Source organism: Citrobacter sp. Igbk 14, assembly GCF_028069825.1.
In the GTDB taxonomy this organism is placed as follows: Bacteria; Pseudomonadota; Gammaproteobacteria; order Enterobacterales; family Enterobacteriaceae; genus Citrobacter.
This window is the reverse complement of sequence record NZ_JANEWM010000005.1, coordinates 33,313-52,904: the sequence shown is the minus strand read 5'-3', so window position 1 is coordinate 52,904 and position 19,592 is coordinate 33,313. Positions and strand designations below refer to the sequence as shown.

The 19,592-nt window shown below is 52.8% G+C and carries 15 protein-coding genes; 9 read left to right on the top strand and 6 right to left on the bottom strand.

The genetic code is table 11. From position 1 onward, the window contains the following. Positions 1-293: 293 nt before the first annotated feature. The 3 genes from polB to rluA all read left to right on the top strand — a co-directional run bounded on the left by polB (position 294) and on the right by rluA (position 6,400). A complete protein-coding gene (polB, locus tag NNN64_RS03355; RefSeq protein ID WP_271440477.1) occupies positions 294-2,645 on the top strand; it encodes a DNA polymerase II in 2,352 nt (783 codons plus the stop codon). A gap of 177 nt (positions 2,646-2,822) precedes the next feature. Continuing rightward, entirely contained in the window at positions 2,823-5,729 is a 2,907-nt protein-coding gene (gene rapA, locus NNN64_RS03350) for an RNA polymerase-associated protein RapA (RefSeq protein WP_271440476.1), read from the top strand. 11 nt (positions 5,730-5,740) lie between these two features. After that, complete coding sequence (gene rluA, locus NNN64_RS03345; protein WP_271440475.1) at positions 5,741-6,400, top strand: bifunctional tRNA pseudouridine(32) synthase/23S rRNA pseudouridine(746) synthase RluA; 660 nt, start codon at positions 5,741-5,743, stop codon at positions 6,398-6,400. A gap of 96 nt (positions 6,401-6,496) precedes the next feature. Here the strand turns inward: rluA and djlA are convergent, their stop codons facing one another. Next, a complete protein-coding gene (djlA, locus tag NNN64_RS03340; protein ID WP_202039525.1) occupies positions 6,497-7,312 on the bottom strand; it encodes a co-chaperone DjlA in 816 nt (271 codons plus the stop codon). 450 nt (positions 7,313-7,762) lie between these two features. Here djlA and lptD point away from each other — a divergent pair, with 450 nt between their 5' ends. From lptD to apaH, 6 genes are read left to right on the top strand one after another with little or no spacing between them, the layout of a single operon-like run. After that, a complete protein-coding gene (gene lptD / locus NNN64_RS03335) occupies positions 7,763-10,129 on the top strand; it encodes an LPS assembly protein LptD (protein WP_271440474.1) in 2,367 nt (788 codons plus the stop codon). Between the two features lie 53 nt (positions 10,130-10,182). After that, a complete protein-coding gene (gene surA / locus NNN64_RS03330; protein ID WP_271440473.1) occupies positions 10,183-11,469 on the top strand; it encodes a peptidylprolyl isomerase SurA in 1,287 nt (428 codons plus the stop codon). Then, the gene (gene pdxA, locus NNN64_RS03325) at positions 11,469-12,464 is read left to right on the top strand and encodes a 4-hydroxythreonine-4-phosphate dehydrogenase PdxA (protein WP_271440472.1); all 996 of its coding nucleotides are present in this window, start codon (positions 11,469-11,471) and stop codon (positions 12,462-12,464) included. The genes surA and pdxA overlap by 1 nt, the downstream gene beginning before the upstream one ends. Continuing rightward, complete coding sequence (rsmA, locus tag NNN64_RS03320; protein WP_048212723.1) at positions 12,457-13,278, top strand: 16S rRNA (adenine(1518)-N(6)/adenine(1519)-N(6))-dimethyltransferase RsmA; 822 nt, start codon at positions 12,457-12,459, stop codon at positions 13,276-13,278. Before pdxA ends, rsmA begins: the two co-directional genes overlap by 8 nt. Positions 13,279-13,280: 2 nt before the next feature. After that, the gene (gene apaG, locus NNN64_RS03315; protein WP_003018867.1) at positions 13,281-13,658 is read left to right on the top strand and encodes a Co2+/Mg2+ efflux protein ApaG; all 378 of its coding nucleotides are present in this window, start codon (positions 13,281-13,283) and stop codon (positions 13,656-13,658) included. A gap of 10 nt (positions 13,659-13,668) precedes the next feature. Continuing rightward, positions 13,669-14,517, top strand: coding sequence for a bis(5'-nucleosyl)-tetraphosphatase (symmetrical) ApaH (gene apaH, locus NNN64_RS03310; RefSeq protein ID WP_137383753.1), 849 nt, complete (start codon positions 13,669-13,671; stop codon positions 14,515-14,517). Between the two features lie 98 nt (positions 14,518-14,615). Here the strand turns inward: apaH and folA are convergent, their stop codons facing one another. The 5 genes from folA to NNN64_RS03285 all read right to left on the bottom strand — a co-directional run bounded on the left by folA (position 14,616) and on the right by NNN64_RS03285 (position 19,449). Further along, a complete protein-coding gene (folA, locus tag NNN64_RS03305) occupies positions 14,616-15,095 on the bottom strand; it encodes a type 3 dihydrofolate reductase (RefSeq protein ID WP_003018873.1) in 480 nt (159 codons plus the stop codon). Between the two features lie 197 nt (positions 15,096-15,292). After that, positions 15,293-17,155 carry a glutathione-regulated potassium-efflux system protein KefC gene (kefC, locus tag NNN64_RS03300; RefSeq protein WP_202039529.1) on the bottom strand — a complete coding sequence of 621 codons (1,863 nt, stop codon included), beginning with the start codon at positions 17,153-17,155 and terminating at the stop codon, positions 15,293-15,295. After that, complete coding sequence (gene kefF / locus NNN64_RS03295; RefSeq protein WP_271440471.1) at positions 17,148-17,678, bottom strand: glutathione-regulated potassium-efflux system oxidoreductase KefF; 531 nt, start codon at positions 17,676-17,678, stop codon at positions 17,148-17,150. The genes kefC and kefF overlap by 8 nt, the downstream gene beginning before the upstream one ends. Positions 17,679-17,781: 103 nt before the next feature. Next, positions 17,782-18,015 (bottom strand): YgdI/YgdR family lipoprotein, encoded by a 234-nt coding sequence (locus NNN64_RS03290; protein ID WP_271440470.1) that lies wholly within the window; start codon positions 18,013-18,015, stop codon positions 17,782-17,784. Between the two features lie 90 nt (positions 18,016-18,105). Further along, positions 18,106-19,449 (bottom strand): MFS transporter, encoded by a 1,344-nt coding sequence (locus tag NNN64_RS03285; protein WP_271440469.1) that lies wholly within the window; start codon positions 19,447-19,449, stop codon positions 18,106-18,108. Positions 19,450-19,592 lie beyond the last annotated feature (143 nt).

Here is a 19,592-nt window from a genome sequence, read left to right as displayed (position 1 = left end):
AATCAGGAAAAGTATGAAAGCGAACTTGTAATTAATAATCAAAACATAAACAACGTATGTAATGGAGGCTAAGGTACAAATGCCAGCTATAAGATATCTATCTGTAGCCTATCCAAGACATTTTATTCATATATTGAATATGAAGATAACATTGTCAGGTAGAAATAAGAATTTTACTCAGGAAAGCGTATTTTGGGCAGTAACCTCTTCTGAGCATGACAACTGTATAAAATCACAGCCAACCTATCAGAACCAGGCTATAATCATGCCTGGTTTTTTAATGGATACACAGCGTGGCGCAGGCAGGCTTTATTTTAACCCGGCACTGGCGGGACACCCCACAGGGAACTGAGGTCTCATTCTGGCTGGCTACAGACGACGGGCCGCTGCTGGTCACGCTCGCGCCTCAGGAATCCGTCGCGTTTATACCAACCAGTCAGGTTCCGCGCGTTACATCATTATTGCGTACAGAAAACGACTATCGCCTGACGCCGCTTCAGCTACAAGATTTCCACCGCCAGCCCGTTTCGGGCCTGTATTGCCGCTCGCACCGCCAGCTTATGCGGCTGGAAAAACTGCTGCGTGAAAATGGTGTGACGGTTTACGAGGCCGATGTCCGCCCACCAGAACGTTATCTGATGGAACGCTTTATTACCTCCCCGGTTTGGGTCGAAGGTACTCCTCAAAACAACACACTCATTAATGCCCGACTGAAGCCGAATCCGGACTACCGACCACCGTTGAAATGGGTATCGCTGGATATCGAAACAACGCGTCACGGCGAGCTGTACTGCATCGGCCTTGAAGGTTGCGGGCAGCGTATTGTCTATATGCTCGGCCCGCCGAATGGCGATGCCTCCCGGCTGGATTTTGAACTTGAGTACGTCGCCAGTCGCCCGCTGTTGCTGGAAAAACTTAACGACTGGATGGCCCGTCACGATCCCGATGTGATCATCGGTTGGAATGTGGTGCAGTTCGATTTACGCGTCCTGCAAAATCATGCTGAACGTTATCGTATCCCACTGCGTTTTGGCCGCGACAACAGCGAACTGGAGTGGCGTGAGCACGGTTTTAAAAACGGTGTTTTTTTCGCGCAGGCTAAAGGGCGTCTGATTATTGACGGCATTGAGGCGCTGAAATCCGCATTCTGGAATTTCTCGTCATTCTCGCTGGAAACGGTATCGCAGGAACTCCTTGGCGAAGGGAAGTCGATTGATAATCCCTGGGACAGAATGGACGAAATTGACCGCCGTTTTGCCCAGGATAAGCCCGCTCTTGCTACTTACAACCTCAAAGACTGTGAGCTGGTCACGCGTATTTTTCATAAAACCGAGATCATGCCGTTTCTGCTGGAACGTTCGACGGTAAACGGTCTGCCTGTCGACCGGCACGGCGGTTCGGTTGCCGCTTTCGGGCATCTTTACTTACCCCGGATGCACCGCGCCGGTTACGTCGCGCCCAATCTGGGGGAAGTTCCCCCTCATGCCAGTCCCGGCGGCTATGTGATGGACTCGCGCCCGGGTTTGTACGACTCTGTATTGGTACTGGATTACAAAAGCCTGTATCCCTCAATTATCCGTACTTTCTTGATCGACCCTGTGGGACTCATCGAAGGGATGGCTCATCCAGATCCGTTGCACAGCACAGAAGGGTTCCTCGACGCGTGGTTCTCCCGCGAAAAGCACTGTCTGCCAGAGATTGTTACCCAAATCTGGCACGGGCGCGACGAAGCGAAACGCCACGGTAATAAACCGCTCTCTCAGGCGCTAAAAATCATCATGAATGCGTTTTATGGCGTACTTGGCACCACCGCTTGTCGCTTCTTTGATCCGCGGCTGGCCTCGTCGATCACCATGCGCGGCCATGCGATCATGCGCCAGACAAAAGCGCTGATAGAAGCACAGGGCTACGATGTCATCTATGGCGATACTGACTCGACCTTTGTCTGGCTCAAAGGTGCGCACACAGAAGAGAATGCCGCCAGAATTGGTCGTGAGTTGGTCAGTCACGTCAATAACTGGTGGGCGCAATCACTACAACAGCAAAACCTGACCAGCGCGCTGGAGCTGGAGTTTGAAACTCATTTCTGTCGCTTTCTTATGCCCACCATCCGCGGTGCCGATACCGGCAGCAAAAAGCGTTATGCCGGGATGATCCAGGAAGGTAATGCACAACGCATGGTGTTTAAAGGCCTGGAAACGGTGCGTACAGACTGGACACCGCTGGCACAGCAGTTTCAGCAGGCGCTGTACCTGCGAATTTTTCGCAACGAGCCTTACCAGGAGTTTGTCCGCGAGACCATCGACAAATTGATGGCGGGTGAACTCGATGAACAACTGATTTATCGCAAACGCCTGCGCCGCCCGTTAAGCGAATACCAGCGTAATGTCCCACCGCACGTTCGCGCGGCGCGACTCGCCGATGAACAGAATGCAAAACTCGGTCGCCCACCGCAGTATCAAAATCGCGGGACGATCAAATATGTCTGGACGGTAAATGGCCCAGAACCCGTGGATTATCAACAATCCCCCCTGGATTACGAGCACTATCTGACCCGGCAAATACAGCCCGTAGCCGAGGGAATTCTTCCCTTTATTGATGATAACTTTGCTACACTACTCACAGGACAACTGGGGTTATTTTGACGCGTGACGAAACCGCCGCCATCCAGTACCATAGCGCCCTTTCCATTCCTGGACCCATTTAACACCACTACCACTGATTTATTAGCCTGGTAGCGGGGTCGTATGCTCTCAAAACCTCGGGCTAGCCCGAAAAATGACGAGTATTACCTGCAATTAAAGATATAGAGCCGAACACATATGCCTTTTACACTTGGTCAACGCTGGATCAGCGATACAGAAAGCGAATTGGGACTTGGTACCGTTGTCGCCATGGATGCGCGAACCGTCACTTTACTTTTCTCATCGACGGGCGAAAACCGTCTGTATGCGCGCAGTGATTCCCCCGTGACCCGCGTGATGTTCAATCCTGGTGATACGATAACAAGCCACGAAGGCTGGCAACTGCATGTCGATGAAGTAAAAGAAGAAAACGGCCTGCTTGCTTATATCGGAACCCGCCTCGATACCGAAGAAACGGGCGTCATGTTGCGTGAAGTGCTGCTCGACAGCAAGCTGGTGTTCAGTAAACCCCAGGATCGCCTGTTTGCTGGCCAGATTGACCGAATGGACCGCTTCGCACTGCGCTATCGTGCGCGGAAATTTCAAAGCGAGCAGTACCGCATGCCGTGGAGTGGTCTGCGCGGTCAGCGCACCAGCCTGATCCCACACCAGCTTAACATCGCCCACGATGTCGGCCGCCGCCATGCGCCTCGCGTTCTGCTGGCTGATGAAGTTGGTTTAGGTAAAACCATTGAAGCCGGGATGATCCTGCATCAGCAACTGCTATCTGGTGCTGCCGAGCGTGTACTGATCATCGTCCCTGAAACTTTACAGCACCAGTGGCTGGTCGAAATGCTGCGTCGTTTCAACCTGCGTTTTGCGCTGTTCGATGACGAACGCTATGCAGAAGCGCAACACGACGCCTACAACCCGTTTGAAACTGAGCAACTGGTTATCTGCTCTCTGGACTTTGCCCGTCGTAATAAGCAACGTCTGGAGCATCTGTGTGATGCGGAATGGGACCTGTTGATTGTCGATGAAGCCCATCACCTGGTATGGAGCGAAGATGCGCCCAGCCGCGAGTATATGGCGATAGAGCAACTGGCAGAGCGCGTGCCGGGTATCCTGCTGCTGACCGCAACGCCGGAACAACTCGGCATGGAAAGTCACTTTGCGCGTTTGCGCCTGCTGGACCCAAGCCGCTTCCACGATTTTGCCCAGTTCGTTGAAGAACAAAAAAATTATCGCCCGGTTGCCGATGCGGTTGCCATGCTGCTGGCAGGTAACAAGCTGAGTAACGATGAGCTAAACATGCTCGGCGACATGATTGGCGAACAGGATATTGAGCCGCTGTTGCAGGCTGCGAACAGCGACAGTGATGACGCCCAAAGCGCGCGTCAGGAGCTGGTTTCGATGCTGATGGACAGACACGGCACCAGCCGCGTGCTGTTCCGTAACACCCGTAACGGTGTGAAAGGCTTCCCGAAACGCGAACTGCATACCATCAAGCTGCCGCTGCCAACCCAATACCAGACAGCCATCAAAGTCTCGGGCATTATGGGCGCACGTAAGAGTGCGGAAGATCGCGCACGCGACATGCTCTACCCCGAACAGATTTATCAGGAATTTGAAGGCGATACCGGAACCTGGTGGAACTTTGACCCGCGCGTTGAATGGCTGATGGGTTACCTGACCAGCCACCGCTCACAGAAAGTGCTGGTGATCTGCGCGAAAGCCACCACCGCGTTGCAACTTGAGCAAGTGCTGCGCGAACGCGAAGGTATCCGCGCCGCCGTGTTCCATGAAGGGATGTCGATCATTGAGCGCGACCGTGCCGCCGCCTGGTTTAGCGAAGAAGATAGCGGCGCCCAGGTAATGCTGTGTTCTGAAATCGGCTCCGAAGGGCGTAACTTCCAGTTCGCCAGCAATCTGGTGATGTTTGACCTGCCGTTCAACCCGGATCTGCTGGAACAGCGTATTGGCCGTCTGGACCGTATTGGTCAGGCGCATGATATTCAGATTCACGTTCCGTACCTGGAAAAAACCGCGCAATCCGTGCTGGTGCGCTGGTACCACGAAGGTCTGGATGCGTTCGAACACACCTGTCCGACCGGACGCACCATTTATGATACGGTTTATAACAATCTGATCGGCTTCCTGGCTGAGCCAGAAAACACCGATGGCTTTGATGACCTGATCAAGACCTGCCGCGAACAGCATGACGCGCTGAAAGCTCAATTGGAGCAAGGGCGCGATCGCCTGCTGGAGATCCATTCGAACGGCGGTGAAAAAGCTCAGCGGCTTACTGAAAGTATTGAAGAACAGGACGACGATACCAGTCTGATCGCCTTCGCCATGAACCTGTTTGATATCGTTGGTATTAATCAGGATGACCGTGGCGACAATTTGATCGTGCTGACACCGTCCGATCATATGCTGGTTCCGGACTTCCCAGGACTTCCGGAAGATGGCTGTACCATTACGTTTGAACGTGATGTGGCCTTGTCTCGTGAAGATGCTCAGTTTATTACCTGGGAGCACCCGCTGATCCGCAACGGTCTGGATTTAATCCTCTCTGGTGACACGGGTAGCAGCACAATATCTCTGCTGAAAAACAAAGCATTGCCGGTCGGCACTCTGTTGGTTGAGCTGGTCTATGTGGTGGAAGCGCAGGCACCGAAGCAACTGCAGTTGAACCGTTTTCTGCCCCCTACGCCGGTGCGCATGCTGCTGGATAAAAACGGCAATAACCTCGCCGCCCAGGTTGAATTCGAAACCTTCAACCGTCAGCTCAGCGCGGTTAACCGTCACACCGGTAGCAAACTGGTCAACGCCGTGCAGCAGGATGTTCACGCCATTCTGCAACTGGGCGAAGCGCAGGTTGAGAAGTCGGCCCGAGCGCTTATCGATGCAGCCCGTAAAGAAGCAGATGAGAAGCTGACTGCGGAACTGTCGCGCCTCGAAGCGTTACGAGCCGTAAACCCGAACATCCGTGATGACGAGCTTGCAGCCATAGAAAGCAACCGTCAGCAGGTGATGGAAAGCCTCGATCAGGCTGGCTGGCGACTGGATGCGCTACGCCTGATCGTCGTGACGCATCAGTAACGGAGCTGAAAATGGGGATGGAGAACTACAATCCGCCGCAGGAGCCCTGGTTGGTTATCCTGTACCAAGATGAGCACATTATGGTGGTCAACAAGCCGAGCGGCTTGTTGTCCGTACCGGGTCGCCTGGATGAGCATAAAGACAGCGTGATGACACGTATTCAGCGCGACTATCCACAAGCCGAATCCGTACATCGTCTGGATATGGCTACCAGCGGCGTGATTGTAGTGGCGCTGACCAAAGCAGCAGAGCGCGAACTCAAACGCCAGTTTCGCGAGCGTGAGCCGAAGAAACAGTACGTGGCGCGGGTGTGGGGACATCCTGCACCTGCCGAAGGTTTGGTTGATTTACCGCTGATTTGTGACTGGCCCAACCGGCCAAAGCAAAAGGTGTGCTATGAAACCGGAAAATCCGCGCAAACAGAATACGAAGTCGTGGAGTTTGCCGCGGATAATACCTCCCGGGTGGTGCTAAAACCTATTACTGGACGTTCCCATCAGCTACGCGTACATATGCTGGCGTTAGGACACCCGATTCTGGGTGACCGCTTCTATGCGCCACCGGAGGCGCTGGCAATGGCACCGAGGCTACTGCTGCACGCAGAGATGTTAACCATCACCCATCCCGAATACGGCAACAGTATGACGTTTAAAGTCCCGGCGGATTTTTAAATTCAGTTCCCATTTATGCCGGGGGCGCTTCGCTTGCCCGGTCTACAGTTATCAACGTAGGCCGGATAAGGCGCTGGCCGCCATCCGGCATACTGATTATTTAAAGCCTTTCTGTTCTTTAATTAGCTCGTAAGCTTTTTGAATTTCCTGCGCTTTTTGCTTCGCCATTTCCATCATTTCTGGCGGCAGGCCTTTTGCGACCAGCTTGTCAGGGTGATGCTCGCTCATCAGCTTACGATAGGCGCGCTTAATGGTGGTTGCATCATCTGTTGCTTTTACCCCCAACACGTTACAGGCATCTTCCAGCGTGGGTCCACGTTGCGCCTGCTGCCAGCCACCGCCCGCAGATTGCTGTTGATATCCGCCACCAAACTGCGCTCCACCCTGCATCATGCGGAGGAACTGATCAAACTGGGTACGCGAAATCCCCAGTTCTTCAGCGATGACGTACAGCACTTCACGCTCGTTAGGATGAAGAGAACCATCGGCAAATGCGGCCTGAATTTGAATTTCCAGAAACATGCGGATCAGATCGAATCGACCAAAGCAGACACTACGAAACTGACGCATCTTTTCACGTAATGGGTAATTGTCTGATTTTCCCACGCGGAAAGCATGCTGCGCCGCAGTACGCGAATCACCGTGCAAATTCATGCGATCCATCAACTGGCTGGCGATATGAATATCCGCCTCAGTAACACGTCCCTTGGATTTAGTCAGATGCCCCATCACCTCAAAAGTGGTGGCAAAAAACAGCGCCTGACGCTCTCGTTGGTTGGCGAACCATGCCATTTTGCGCATTCGGGCTTTGTCGAACATATGGCCAACTAACAGGCCTAACACCACACCCCAGAAGCCGCCGCCCATCATTAAGGCCACGGCCACACCAATAATCTTTCCCCAATACTGCATACATTCCCCAAATCTTTATGCTCTTGGCCAGGCTATGTCCCACAATATAAGGTGCTTTTACCGTTTTACGGCTGCGGTCAATTGTGGGACATAGCCTATAATTTGCATTATCATACCTGTCATTCAATGCCGTGCCTAACACCACAAACGCTATACCCGTTGGATTTCGAGTTACGACAAGGCAGCAACGCAGTGACAAATTCGTCTGGAACGAATTTGAACAACCGCAGACTGCCGCCGAAGAGGGATAAAGAAATCCCTCATCGCATCCCCTGACGCTTTACAGTGCAGGTAACTGGGGAAAACGAAGAAGACAACGAATATGCAGCTTGAAAGGTGACGGGCATAAAATGGGCAGGATTAATACTAGCGAAGTGAAGATGAGATAAGTTAGGCTGTGACCGTTTGTCACGCGCGACGCTACTGATGATGGAACAATAAATACAACGTATGAAAAAACGTATTCCCACTCTTCTGGCCACCATGATTGCCAGCGCCCTCTATAGTCAACAGGGCCTGGCAGCCGATCTCGCCTCACAGTGCATGTTGGGCGTGCCAAGCTACAACCGTCCTCTGGTGCAGGGCGATACCAATGAGTTACCTGTCACCATCAATGCCGATCACGCAAAAGGGAACTACCCTGATGACGCCGTGTTTACCGGCAACGTGGATATTGCGCAGGGTAACAGCCGCCTACAAGCCGATGAAGTGCAGCTTCATCAAAAACAGGCCGAAGGTCAACCCGCTCCCGTTCGTACCGTCGATGCGCTGGGCAACGTCCATTATGATGACAACCAGGTCATTCTGAAGGGACCAAAGGGCTGGGCAAACCTGAATACGAAAGACACCAACGTCTGGGAAGGTGACTACCAGATGGTGGGACGCCAGGGGCGCGGGAAAGCGGACCTGATGAAACAGCGTGGTGAAAATCGCTACACTATTCTGGAAAACGGCAGTTTTACCTCCTGTCTTCCGGGTTCCAATACCTGGAGCGTCGTCGGTAGCGAAGTGATTCATGACCGTGAAGAACAGGTCGCTGAAATCTGGAACGCCCGTTTTAAACTGGGCCCGGTTCCTGTGTTTTACAGTCCCTATTTACAACTCCCTGTCGGCGATAAGCGCCGTTCCGGTTTCTTGATCCCGAACGCAAAATACTCCACCAAGAACTATTTTGAGTTCTACCTGCCGTATTACTGGAATATCGCGCCCAACATGGACGCCACCATTACGCCGCATTATATGCATCGTCGTGGCGGTGTGATGTGGGAGAACGAATTCCGTTACCTGACCCAGGCAGGTATGGGGCTGATGGAGTTCGATTATCTGAATTCCGACCGGGTCTACGACGACGAACATCCGAATGATGATAATTCACGCCGCTGGCTGTTTTACTGGCAACACGCCGGTGTGATGGACCAGGTGTGGCGTTTCAACGTCGACTACACCAAAGTCAGCGACTCCAGCTACTTTAATGATTTTGACAATAAGTACGGTTCCAGCACCGACGGTTATGCGACACAGAAATTCAGTGTTGGCTATGCGGTGCAAAACTTTGATGCAACGATCTCAACCAAACAGTTCCAGGTCTTTGCAGATCAGAACAACAGCAGTTATTCCGCAGAACCGCAGTTAGACGTCAACTACTATCAAAATGACGTCGGTCCGTTCGATACCCACATTTATGGTCAGGCGGTGCATTTCGTTAATACCAAGGACTACAAGCCGGAAGCGACGCGTGTGCACCTTGAGCCGGCCATCAATCTGCCGTTGTCCAATCAGTGGGGAAGTATCAACACTGAAGCGAAGCTGATGGCGACGCACTATCAGCAGACCAATCTGGATTGGTATAACGCGAATAACCCCACGAAGCTGGACGACTCCGCTAACCGCGTGATGCCGCAGTTCAAAGTCGACGGTAAGTTGGTCTTCGAACGTGATATGCAAATGCTGGCACCAGGCTATACCCAGACGCTGGAGCCGCGTGCGCAGTATCTGTACGTGCCCTATCGCAACCAAAGTCATATCTATAACTATGACTCTTCCCTGCTGCAAGCTGACTACAGCGGCCTGTTCCGTGACCGTACCTATGGCGGTCTGGACCGTATTGCCTCCGCAAACCAGGTAACGACCGGCGTCACATCTCGCGTTTATGATGACACGGCCGTTGAACGTTTTAATATTTCTGTGGGTCAAATCTACTATTTCACCGAGTCTCGCACTGGCGATGACAACATTAAATGGGAGAATGACGACAAAACCGGTTCACTGGTATGGGCAGGCGATACCTACTGGCGCATCTCCGATCGTTGGGGTTTACGCAGTGGGATCCAGTACGACACGCGTCTGGACAGTATCGCCACCAGCAGCAGCAGCATCGAATACCGCCGCGACGAAAACAGCATGCTGCAGTTGAACTACCGCTATGCCAGCCCGGAATATATTCAGGCTACTTTACCGAAGAAAGATGACAATAACTATTGGAACGCCCCTCAGTATAAGGACGGGATTTCTCAGGTGGGTGCAGTGGCGAGCGTGCCGATCGCTGAACGTTGGTCAATCGTCGGGGCTTACTACTTCGATACCAATGCCAACAAAGTGGCGGACTCCATGCTGGGCTTGCAGTACAACTCCTGCTGTTATGCCATTCGCGTCGGCTACGAACGTAAGCTGAATGGTTGGGATGACACCCAGCAACACGCGATATATGACAACTCGATCGGCTTTAATATCGAACTGCGCGGCCTGAGCTCTAACTATGGCCTTGGCACCAACCAGATGCTGCGTTCGAACATTTTGCCGTATCAAAGCTCTTTATGATCTGATTGATTTACAACGTAATCCGCATTGCGGTTAATTGAAATGGAAAAAGTATGAAGAACTGGAAAACGCTGCTTCTCGGTATCGCCATGGTTGCGAATACCAGTTTCGCTGCCCCACAGGTGGTCGATAAAGTCGCAGCCGTCGTCAATAACGGCGTCGTTCTGGAAAGCGACGTCGATGGCTTAATGCAGTCAGTAAAACTTAATGCGGGTCAGGCAGGTCAGCAATTACCGGACGATGCCACGCTGCGTCATCAGATCCTGGAACGTTTGATCATGGATCAAATCGTTCTACAGATGGGTCAGAAGATGGGTGTAAAAATCTCTGATGAGCAGTTAGATCAGGCCATTGCCAACATTGCCAAGCAGAACAATATGACGCTGGATCAAATGCGCAGCCGTCTGGCTCAGGATGGTCTGAGTTATTCGACCTATCGCAACCAGATCCGTAAAGAGATGACCATCTCTGAAGTGCGTAATAATGAAGTTCGCCGTCGCGTCACGATCCTGCCACAGGAAGTTGATGCCCTGGCGCAGCAAGTTGGCAACCAAAATGATGCCAGCACTGAGCTGAACCTGAGCCACATTTTGATTCCGTTACCGGAAAACCCAACGTCAGATCAGGTTAACCAGGCGGAAAGCCAGGCGCGTTCTGTGGTTGACGAAGCGCGTAGCGGTAGCGATTTTGGCAAGCTGGCCATCACCTATTCTGCTGACCAGCAGGCGCTGAAAGGCGGCCAGATGGGCTGGGGACGTATTCAGGAACTGCCTGGTATCTTTGCTCAGGCGTTAAGCACCGCGAAAAAGGGCGATATCATTGGCCCAATTCGTTCAGGTGTCGGCTTCCATATTCTGAAAGTCAACGACATGCGTGGCCAGAGCCAGAGCGTCTCCGTGACTGAAGTTCATGCCCGCCATATTCTGCTGAAACCGTCGCCGATCATGACCGATCAACAGGCTCGCCTGAAACTGGAACAAATCGCGGCTGATATTAAGAGCGGTAAAACGACCTTTGCAGCAGCAGCAAAAGAGTTCTCTCAGGATCCGGGCTCAGCAAACCAGGGCGGTGACCTGGGTTGGGCTGCAGCCGATATTTTCGATCCTGCTTTCCGCGATGCACTGACCCGCCTGAACAAAGGTCAGATGAGCGCGCCGGTGCACTCTTCCTTCGGCTGGCATCTGATCGAGCTGCTGGATACGCGAAATGTTGATAAAACTGACGCGGCACAGAAAGACAGGGCTTATCGCATGCTGATGAACCGTAAATTCTCGGAAGAAGCAGCGACCTGGATGCAGGAACAACGCGCCAGTGCGTACGTTAAAATTCTGAGCAACTAATGACTCGAACTCAACGTGTTGTGATCACTCCCGGCGAACCTGCCGGGATTGGTCCGGACCTTGTGGTCCAGCTTGCACAGCGCGAGTGGCCAGTAGAACTCGTTGTTTGTGCTGATGCCACGCTACTCCGTGACCGGGCAGCCATGCTCGGTTTACCGCTCTCGCTCCTACCCTACTCTCCAGATACCCCAGCCAAACCACAATCAGCCGGTACGCTGACGCTATTGCCGGTTGCGCTGCGCCGCACGCCTGTCGTCGCGGGTCAACTGATGGTAGAGAATGGGCAATACGTCGTCGACACGCTGGCTCGCGCCTGCGATGGTTGTCTACAGGGCGAATTTGCAGCGCTGATAACCGGCCCCGTCCACAAAGGCGTGATCAATGACGCTGGCGTGCCGTTTACCGGGCATACTGAGTTTTTTGAAGACCGCTCACAGGCGAAGAAAGTCGTGATGATGCTGGCAACGGAAGAGCTGCGTGTTGCTCTGGCGACCACACATCTGCCGCTTAAAGCCGTTGCTGACGCCATTACCCCGGCATTATTGCGGGAAGTGATCGGCATTCTGCATCATGATTTACGTACCAAATTTGGCCTGAACGATCCGCATATTCTGGTTTGCGGCTTGAATCCGCATGCGGGAGAAGGCGGTCATATGGGGACGGAAGAAATAGACACCATCATCCCGGTACTGGATGAACTGCGTGCGCAGGGGATGAAATTAAACGGTCCACTGCCTGCAGATACCCTGTTTCAGCCCAAATATCTCAACAGCGCGGATGCCGTGCTGGCAATGTACCACGATCAGGGCCTCCCCGTGCTAAAATACCAGGGATTTGGTCGCGGAGTGAATATCACGCTGGGCCTGCCCTTTATTCGCACATCCGTTGATCACGGCACCGCACTCGAACTGGCGGGTCGTGGGCAAGCAGATGTCGGCAGTTTTATTACGGCGCTTAATCTCGCCATCAAAATGATTGTTAATACCAATGAATAATCGAGTCCATCAGGGCCATTTAGCCCGTAAACGTTTCGGGCAAAACTTCCTCAACGATCAGTTTGTGATCGAAAGTATTGTCTCTGCTATCAACCCGCAAAAGGGTCAGGCAATGGTCGAAATCGGCCCGGGCCTTGCTGCATTGACCGAGCCAGTTGGCGAACGTCTGGACAAGCTCACGGTCATCGAACTGGACCGCGATCTGGCTGCACGTCTGCAAACACACCCGTTTTTAGGACCAAAGCTGACTATTTATCAGCAAGATGCCATGACCATGAACTTCGGTGAGCTATCACAAACGATGGGTCAGCCGCTGCGCGTATTTGGCAACCTGCCGTACAACATCTCCACACCGCTGATGTTCCATCTTTTTACCTATACTGATGCCATTGCCGACATGCATTTCATGTTGCAAAAAGAGGTGGTCAATCGTCTGGTTGCAGGGCCAAACAGTAAAGCGTATGGTCGATTAAGCGTCATGGCGCAATATTACTGCAATGTGATCCCGGTGCTCGAGGTTCCACCGTCGGCTTTCACACCAGCACCGAAAGTAGATTCCGCCGTTGTACGCCTGGTCCCTCACGCGACGATGCCGTACCCGGTTAAAGATGTTCGCGTCCTGAGCCGAATTACCACCGAAGCGTTTAATCAGCGCCGTAAAACGGTACGTAATAGCCTCGGTAATCTGTTCAGCGTTGAAGTGCTGACAGAGTTGGGCATTGACCCGGCAATGCGAGCGGAAAATATCTCTGTCGCGCAATACTGCCGGATGGCTAACTATCTGTCAGAAAACGCGCCTTCGAAGGAGAGTTAAGCATGATCAATTCGCCCCGAGTGTGTATTCAGGTACAAAGCGTCTACATTGAGGCGCAATCCTCACCTGATGATGAACGTTACGTTTTTGCTTATACCGTGACTATCCGCAATTTGGGGCGAGCGCCAGTGCAGCTGTTGGGACGTTATTGGTTGATAACCAATGGTCATGGGCGCGAAACCGAAGTTCAGGGTGAAGGTGTGGTTGGCGTACAGCCTCACATCGAACCTGGCGAAGAGTACCAGTACACCAGCGGCGCCGTTATTGAAACGCCGCTGGGCACCATGCAGGGTCATTACGAAATGATCGATGAGCAGGGCATCGCCTTTACTATCGATATTCCCGTATTCCGACTTGCCGTTCCAACACTCATTCATTAAAACAATTTCTATGGCAACATACCTGATTGGCGACGTTCATGGTTGCTACGATGAACTGGCAGCATTGCTGCATCAAGTAGACTTTACCCCTGGAAAAGACACCTTATGGCTCACCGGCGATTTGGTCGCGCGTGGGCCAGGATCGCTGGACGTCCTGCGCTATGTGAAATCGCTGGGCGACAGCGTGCGCCTGGTATTGGGTAATCACGATTTACACCTGCTGGCTGTGTTTGCCGGAATCAGTCGTAATAAACCAAAAGACAGAGTCACATCGCTGCTCGAAGCACCGGATGCTGACGAATTAATTAACTGGCTTCGCCGTCAGCCGCTGCTGCAGGTAGACGAAGAGAAAAAACTGGTCATGGCGCATGCTGGCATTACCCCGCAATGGGATTTGCAGACCGCGAAAGACTGTGCACGGGACGTGGAAGCCGTGCTGTCGAGTGACTCTTATCCGTTTTTCCTTGATGCTATGTACGGCGACATGCCGAACAACTGGACGCCAGAGCTGACGGGGCTGGCCCGCCTGCGCTTTATTACCAACGCGTTTACCCGCATGCGTTACTGCTTCCCCAATGGCCAGTTAGATATGTACAGTAAAGAGTCGCCAGAAGATGCACCTGCCCCGCTAAAGCCGTGGTTTGCTATCCCCGGCCCCGTCAGTGAAGCCTATAGCATTGCATTCGGGCACTGGGCATCGCTGGAGGGAAAAGGCACACCGGAAGGTATTTACGCGCTGGATACGGGCTGCTGTTGGGGGGGAGATCTCACCTGTCTGCGCTGGGAAGACAAGCAGTACTTTGTACAGCCGTCAAACCGCCATCTGAATCTGGACCCGGGCGAGGCGGTCAACGCCTGATAAGTCGTCTGCCGGATGCGGTGCTCGCACCTTATCCGGCCTACGCATATGTCACCCTGTAGGCCGGATAAGCGCAGCGCCATCCGGCAGTGACATGATTAACGACGCTCCAGAATCTCGAAGCAGTAGCTGTGGGAGTTTTGCGCGTCGGCATCGTGGAATTCGCTGAACACCGATTCCCAGTCATCCGGTTCGTAGTCCGGGAAATGCGTATCCCCTTCCACTTCCGCATCAATATGTGTCAGATACAGTTTCTGCGCTTTCGGCAGGAACTGCTCATACACGCGCCCACCACCAATCACCATAATTTCAGGTTCATCGCCACAGGCTGCAATCGCCTCATCAACAGACTTCACCCACTGCACGCGATCGTCGGTGCCGGGTTTGCTGCTGATGACGATATTTTTACGCCCAGGCAGCGGTCGCCCGATGGATTCCCAGGTATGGCGTCCCATGACAACCGGTTTGTTTAAGGTATTACGTTTAAACCAGGCGAGATCGGCAGGTAGGTTCCACGGCATGGCGTTCTCCATACCGATGACGCGATCTACCGCTAACGCCGCAATCAGACTGATCATTGATTATTTCCCGGATACAAAAAAATTGTCGCCACTATACGGAAAGCGCAATCTTTCGTCGACTAGCCAAAGGAAGATGTGCAGGAAAATTTTCTGTTCTGCTGGCGAGTCCGTGAATTCTGAGTGGACTCCCAGCATTACAGTCGTTCAAAAACAGTCAACTAGCAGTAAAGTTTGCAGAACATCACATTTTTCCCCTACGCTGACGGTTTCACTTCCGGCTCATCGGCGGTGTCGCCCGTATGTTTACCTTCATCCGTGCCTTGCCAGCCATGGCGTTGAATTAACGATAAATGTTGACGATCTTCGGCAATAATTTCACTCAGCATTGCGCTGGTACGCTTATATACAGCCGCACGGGAAATCGCGTCATCTTCGCCTTTCACCATCTCCTCAACCATCAATATATTGAAGCGCCGGAAGACGTCAGCGCGCTCACGTGCTTCATAGCGCCCAAGCCCGAGACTTTCCAACGCCAGTCGTCCGGTTTTTAATGCGCCTTCGAAGGTTTCACGTTCCGGCATTTCCACCCCGGCCTGGCGCAGACGAATGTAGTGATCCACATCGCGCGCTCGGGCAATAATTTGCAGATGCGGGAAGTGATCTTTCACCATCTCGGTCAGTTGCAGGCTGGTTTGGGGATCGTCGATGGCATTAATGATCACTTCCGCTTTGGCTGCTCCCGCAGACTCCAGCAGATCCATTCGCGTCGCATCACCATAGAAAACCTTCATACCAAATTTGCGCAACGTCTCAACATGATCCGGATCGTGATCAAGGACCACCATCTTGACACCACTCGACAGCAGCAGACGACCGGTTATCTGCCCGAAGCGTCCAAATCCAGCGATGATGACTCGCGGTTGCTCTTCATCAATTTCATCTGCTTCACGTTCTTCACCGGTAGCCGATTTTTCCAGACGCGTCAGGACAACCAGTAAAATCGGTGTAGCCGCCATCGATAATGCCACCGCCAGCGTCAGTGCTTTCGCCCATTCGGGATCGAGCACATTTGCCATTTGCGCCGCGCCAAATACCACGAAAGCAAATTCACTGCCCTGCCCTAATAATACGGCAAACCAGCGACGCTGCTTACCCGGCACCTGTAATGGCCGGGCAATAAGCCACAGCATCACGGTTTTAATTACCAGGAAACCGACCAACAGAACGATAATACGCAATGGGTTATCAATCAGCGTACCAAAATCGATAGACATACCCACGCCGATGAAAAACAGCCCCAACAGCAGGCCTTTAAACGGCTCAATGTCGCTTTCCAACGCATGACGATACTCAGAGCTCGCCAACAGAACGCCCGCCAGAAACGCGCCCATCGCCATTGATAACCCGACTTCTTCCAGCAGCAAGCCAAAGCCGAAAACAAGAAACAGCGCGACGGCGCTGAACACTTCTCGCAGGCCCGAGCGGGCGACAAAACGCAATGCCGGACGCGTGACATAACGCCCTAACAGCACCACCAACGTCAGCGCCCCCGCCACTTTAAGCGCCGACAGCGCAAATGCCCCCAGTGTTGTCGATGCACCGCTCGCCGCCAGTAATGGGATCATCGCCACCAGCGGAATGGCCGCGATATCCTGGAACAACAGCACGGCAAACGCGCTACGCCCCATTTGCGAAACCATCAGGTTACGTTCATTCATTGCCTGCATCGCAATCGCGGTGGATGAAAGCGCCAGCGTCATACCGATCAGCTCCGCCACCTGCCAGCGCAGTCCGAGGAACATACAGAACAGGCCAATCAGCCCTCCACAGACCACCATCTGCAATGCACCGCCGCCAAACACCGAGGCCCGCAGCTTCCACAGACGCTGTGGATCCAGCTCCAGACCAATAACAAACAGCATCAGCACTACGCCGATTTCCGCAAAATGCAGGATAGATTCGGCGTCCGTCACCAGCCTCAAGCCCCACGGGCCGATAATGCACCCGGCGATGAGATAGCCCAACACCGACCCTAAACCCAGGCGCACGGCGATGGGTACAATCAGCGCTGCCGAACCGAGATAAATCAGCGCCTGTATCAGCGTATGACTATCCATGGTGTTCCTCCTGCCATTCCATCAGACGTTGTTTATAGTGGCGCGCCTGCGCCTGTAGCGTTTCATCATCACAGATGAACGTACAGTGCATGGCAAACGGTGGCAGCCATTTGAGTCCGCAATATAACGCCGTGGCCTGTAAAGGCTGGGAAAGCACGTCAAACCCGGGGTGGGAACCGATATCAAAGTGGTTTTCACCGCCACCAGTGGTTACTGCCCACATCAGGTGTTTGCCATGCAGCGCGGTGCTGCCGTGACCATACGCCCAGCCGTGGGAGAGGACCTTATCCATCCACAGTTTGAGTAACGGAGGTGTGCTGTACCATTGCATGGGATGTTGCCAGATAATCAGGCTCGCACGTGACAGCGCGTCCTGTTCTGCGGCGATATCGATATTGAAATCGGGATAGAGTTCGTAGAGCGAACGAACCTCCACTCCCTCCAGTGTCCTTACCTGCTCAAGCATCCGCTTATTCGCATGCGAATGCTGCGGATAGGGATGTGCATAAATGATGAGAATCATGATTAGCCTGCTTCACTGCATTATTGTAATAACAGTGAGTTTAGTCAGTTAATCCGCAGGCTAAAAGTCAATATTATTGAGTAGATGAATGTAGAAAACTGAACTAGTTGTCCAGCTCGCTCATATTCTTAACCTGATCGCGGTTAATTTGTTCCGTCTTACCCGTTTCCGCATTTTTATACGAGACCAGGCCCGTATCTTCATCCACTTGCGGTTTGCCATCGGTGACGATCGTTTTACCGTCGGTCGTTTTGACCGCCTGATTAGAGGAACAACCGGCAACGGTAAACAGTGCTGCGGCGGTAAAAATGGAGGTGATCAGAATATGTTTTTGCATGGTGTTCTCCCTGCTTTTCAGTCATTTTCAGTGATATACCCGTTAACTGTAGGCTAACTAACTGAGTCACAGGGAAAATACAGAACACTCTTAGCCACTCGCTCTGGACATCGGTTTTCTACGAATCGTCATTTGACTGGTTTGCGTCAGCGTCAATCCTCGCGTTTCTGGCGCGAAGGCAATAGAAACCAGCAGGCCAATCAACGAAATCCCTGCCCCCATTAACATCACGGAGTTGATCCCATATTTCGTGATGAAGATCGGCAGTGCCCATGTTGAAACAATGGTTCCGATGCGGCTCAACGACATGATCACACCAACGGCAGACGCACGAATATCGGTAGGGAACAGTTCATTAGGATACAACCATTGCAGGTTCCCTGGCCCCCCAGAGAAAAACGCATACACAGCGAAAGCCACCACCACCAGCCAGGCCCCCATATCCGGGATCAACCCCAGAGCGGCCAACGCCAGCGTCATCATGATAAAGCTGCCAATCAACAACGGCCGACGACCTACGCTATTGAGCCAGAACATCGGTGGAATACAGCCCAGCATGAAACACAGGCTGATCACCACATTCCCCAACGCGGCGCTTTTTCCAACACCAAGGCCCAGCAAGCCAACAATCTGCGGACCAAAAGTGTAAATAGCAAACATCGGGATCACCTGGCAGGTCCAGATAGCCGCGACAAACAAAACAAATGGAAAGTGACGACGATTAAACAGCTGAAGAAAACGGGTTTCCTGTGGCGCTTCTTCATCGAACACCACCGGTTCACCGAACAGTTTGATCATCATCGCTTCACACTCTTTCACCCGGCCTTTTCGCAATAGCCAGCGCGGCGATTCAGGAAGATCAAAACGGCCAATCAGGATCAAAATGCAGGGGATCACGGCGCTGCCGAGCATCCAGCGCCATCCGCCCTCAACATCATACAGCCAGTAGCCGACCAGATCGGCGCAGGTGGCACCGACATACCACATCGCGGCAATAAAACCGATGGAGAACGCGCGTTGACGGGTATTGGAAAACTCGGTGATCATCGAGGTCGCAATCGGGTAATCGGCGCCAATAACCACCCCAATTAATACACGCATCACTAACAACTCAACGGGCGAGGTCACAAACATCGTCGCCGCCGATATCACGCCAATGGCGATAATATCGATGATGAACATTTTGCGCCGCCCGACCTTATCGGAAATGTAACCAAACAGCGACGTACCGACAAATAGCCCGGCCAACGTTCCGGCACCCAGCAGGCCAATCCACTCGGCATCCAGTTTTAACGCTGGCGTGAGCTGCTCCAGCGCAACACCAATCATCACCAGCACATATCCATCCAGGAATGGTCCACCGCTGCCCCACAGCATTATCCGGCGGTGAATAGAGGTAAATTTGATGTCATCAAAGTTCCTGGGCTGCTGCATAGCGACTTCCTGTTTCAACACGGGCAAAGCGTCATCTGTAGGCCGGATAAGGCGTTTACGCCGCCATCCGGCATTGGCGCCACATGATTGCCGGATGGCGATGCTACCGCATCTTATCCGGCCTACGGGGCACAACCTCGTAC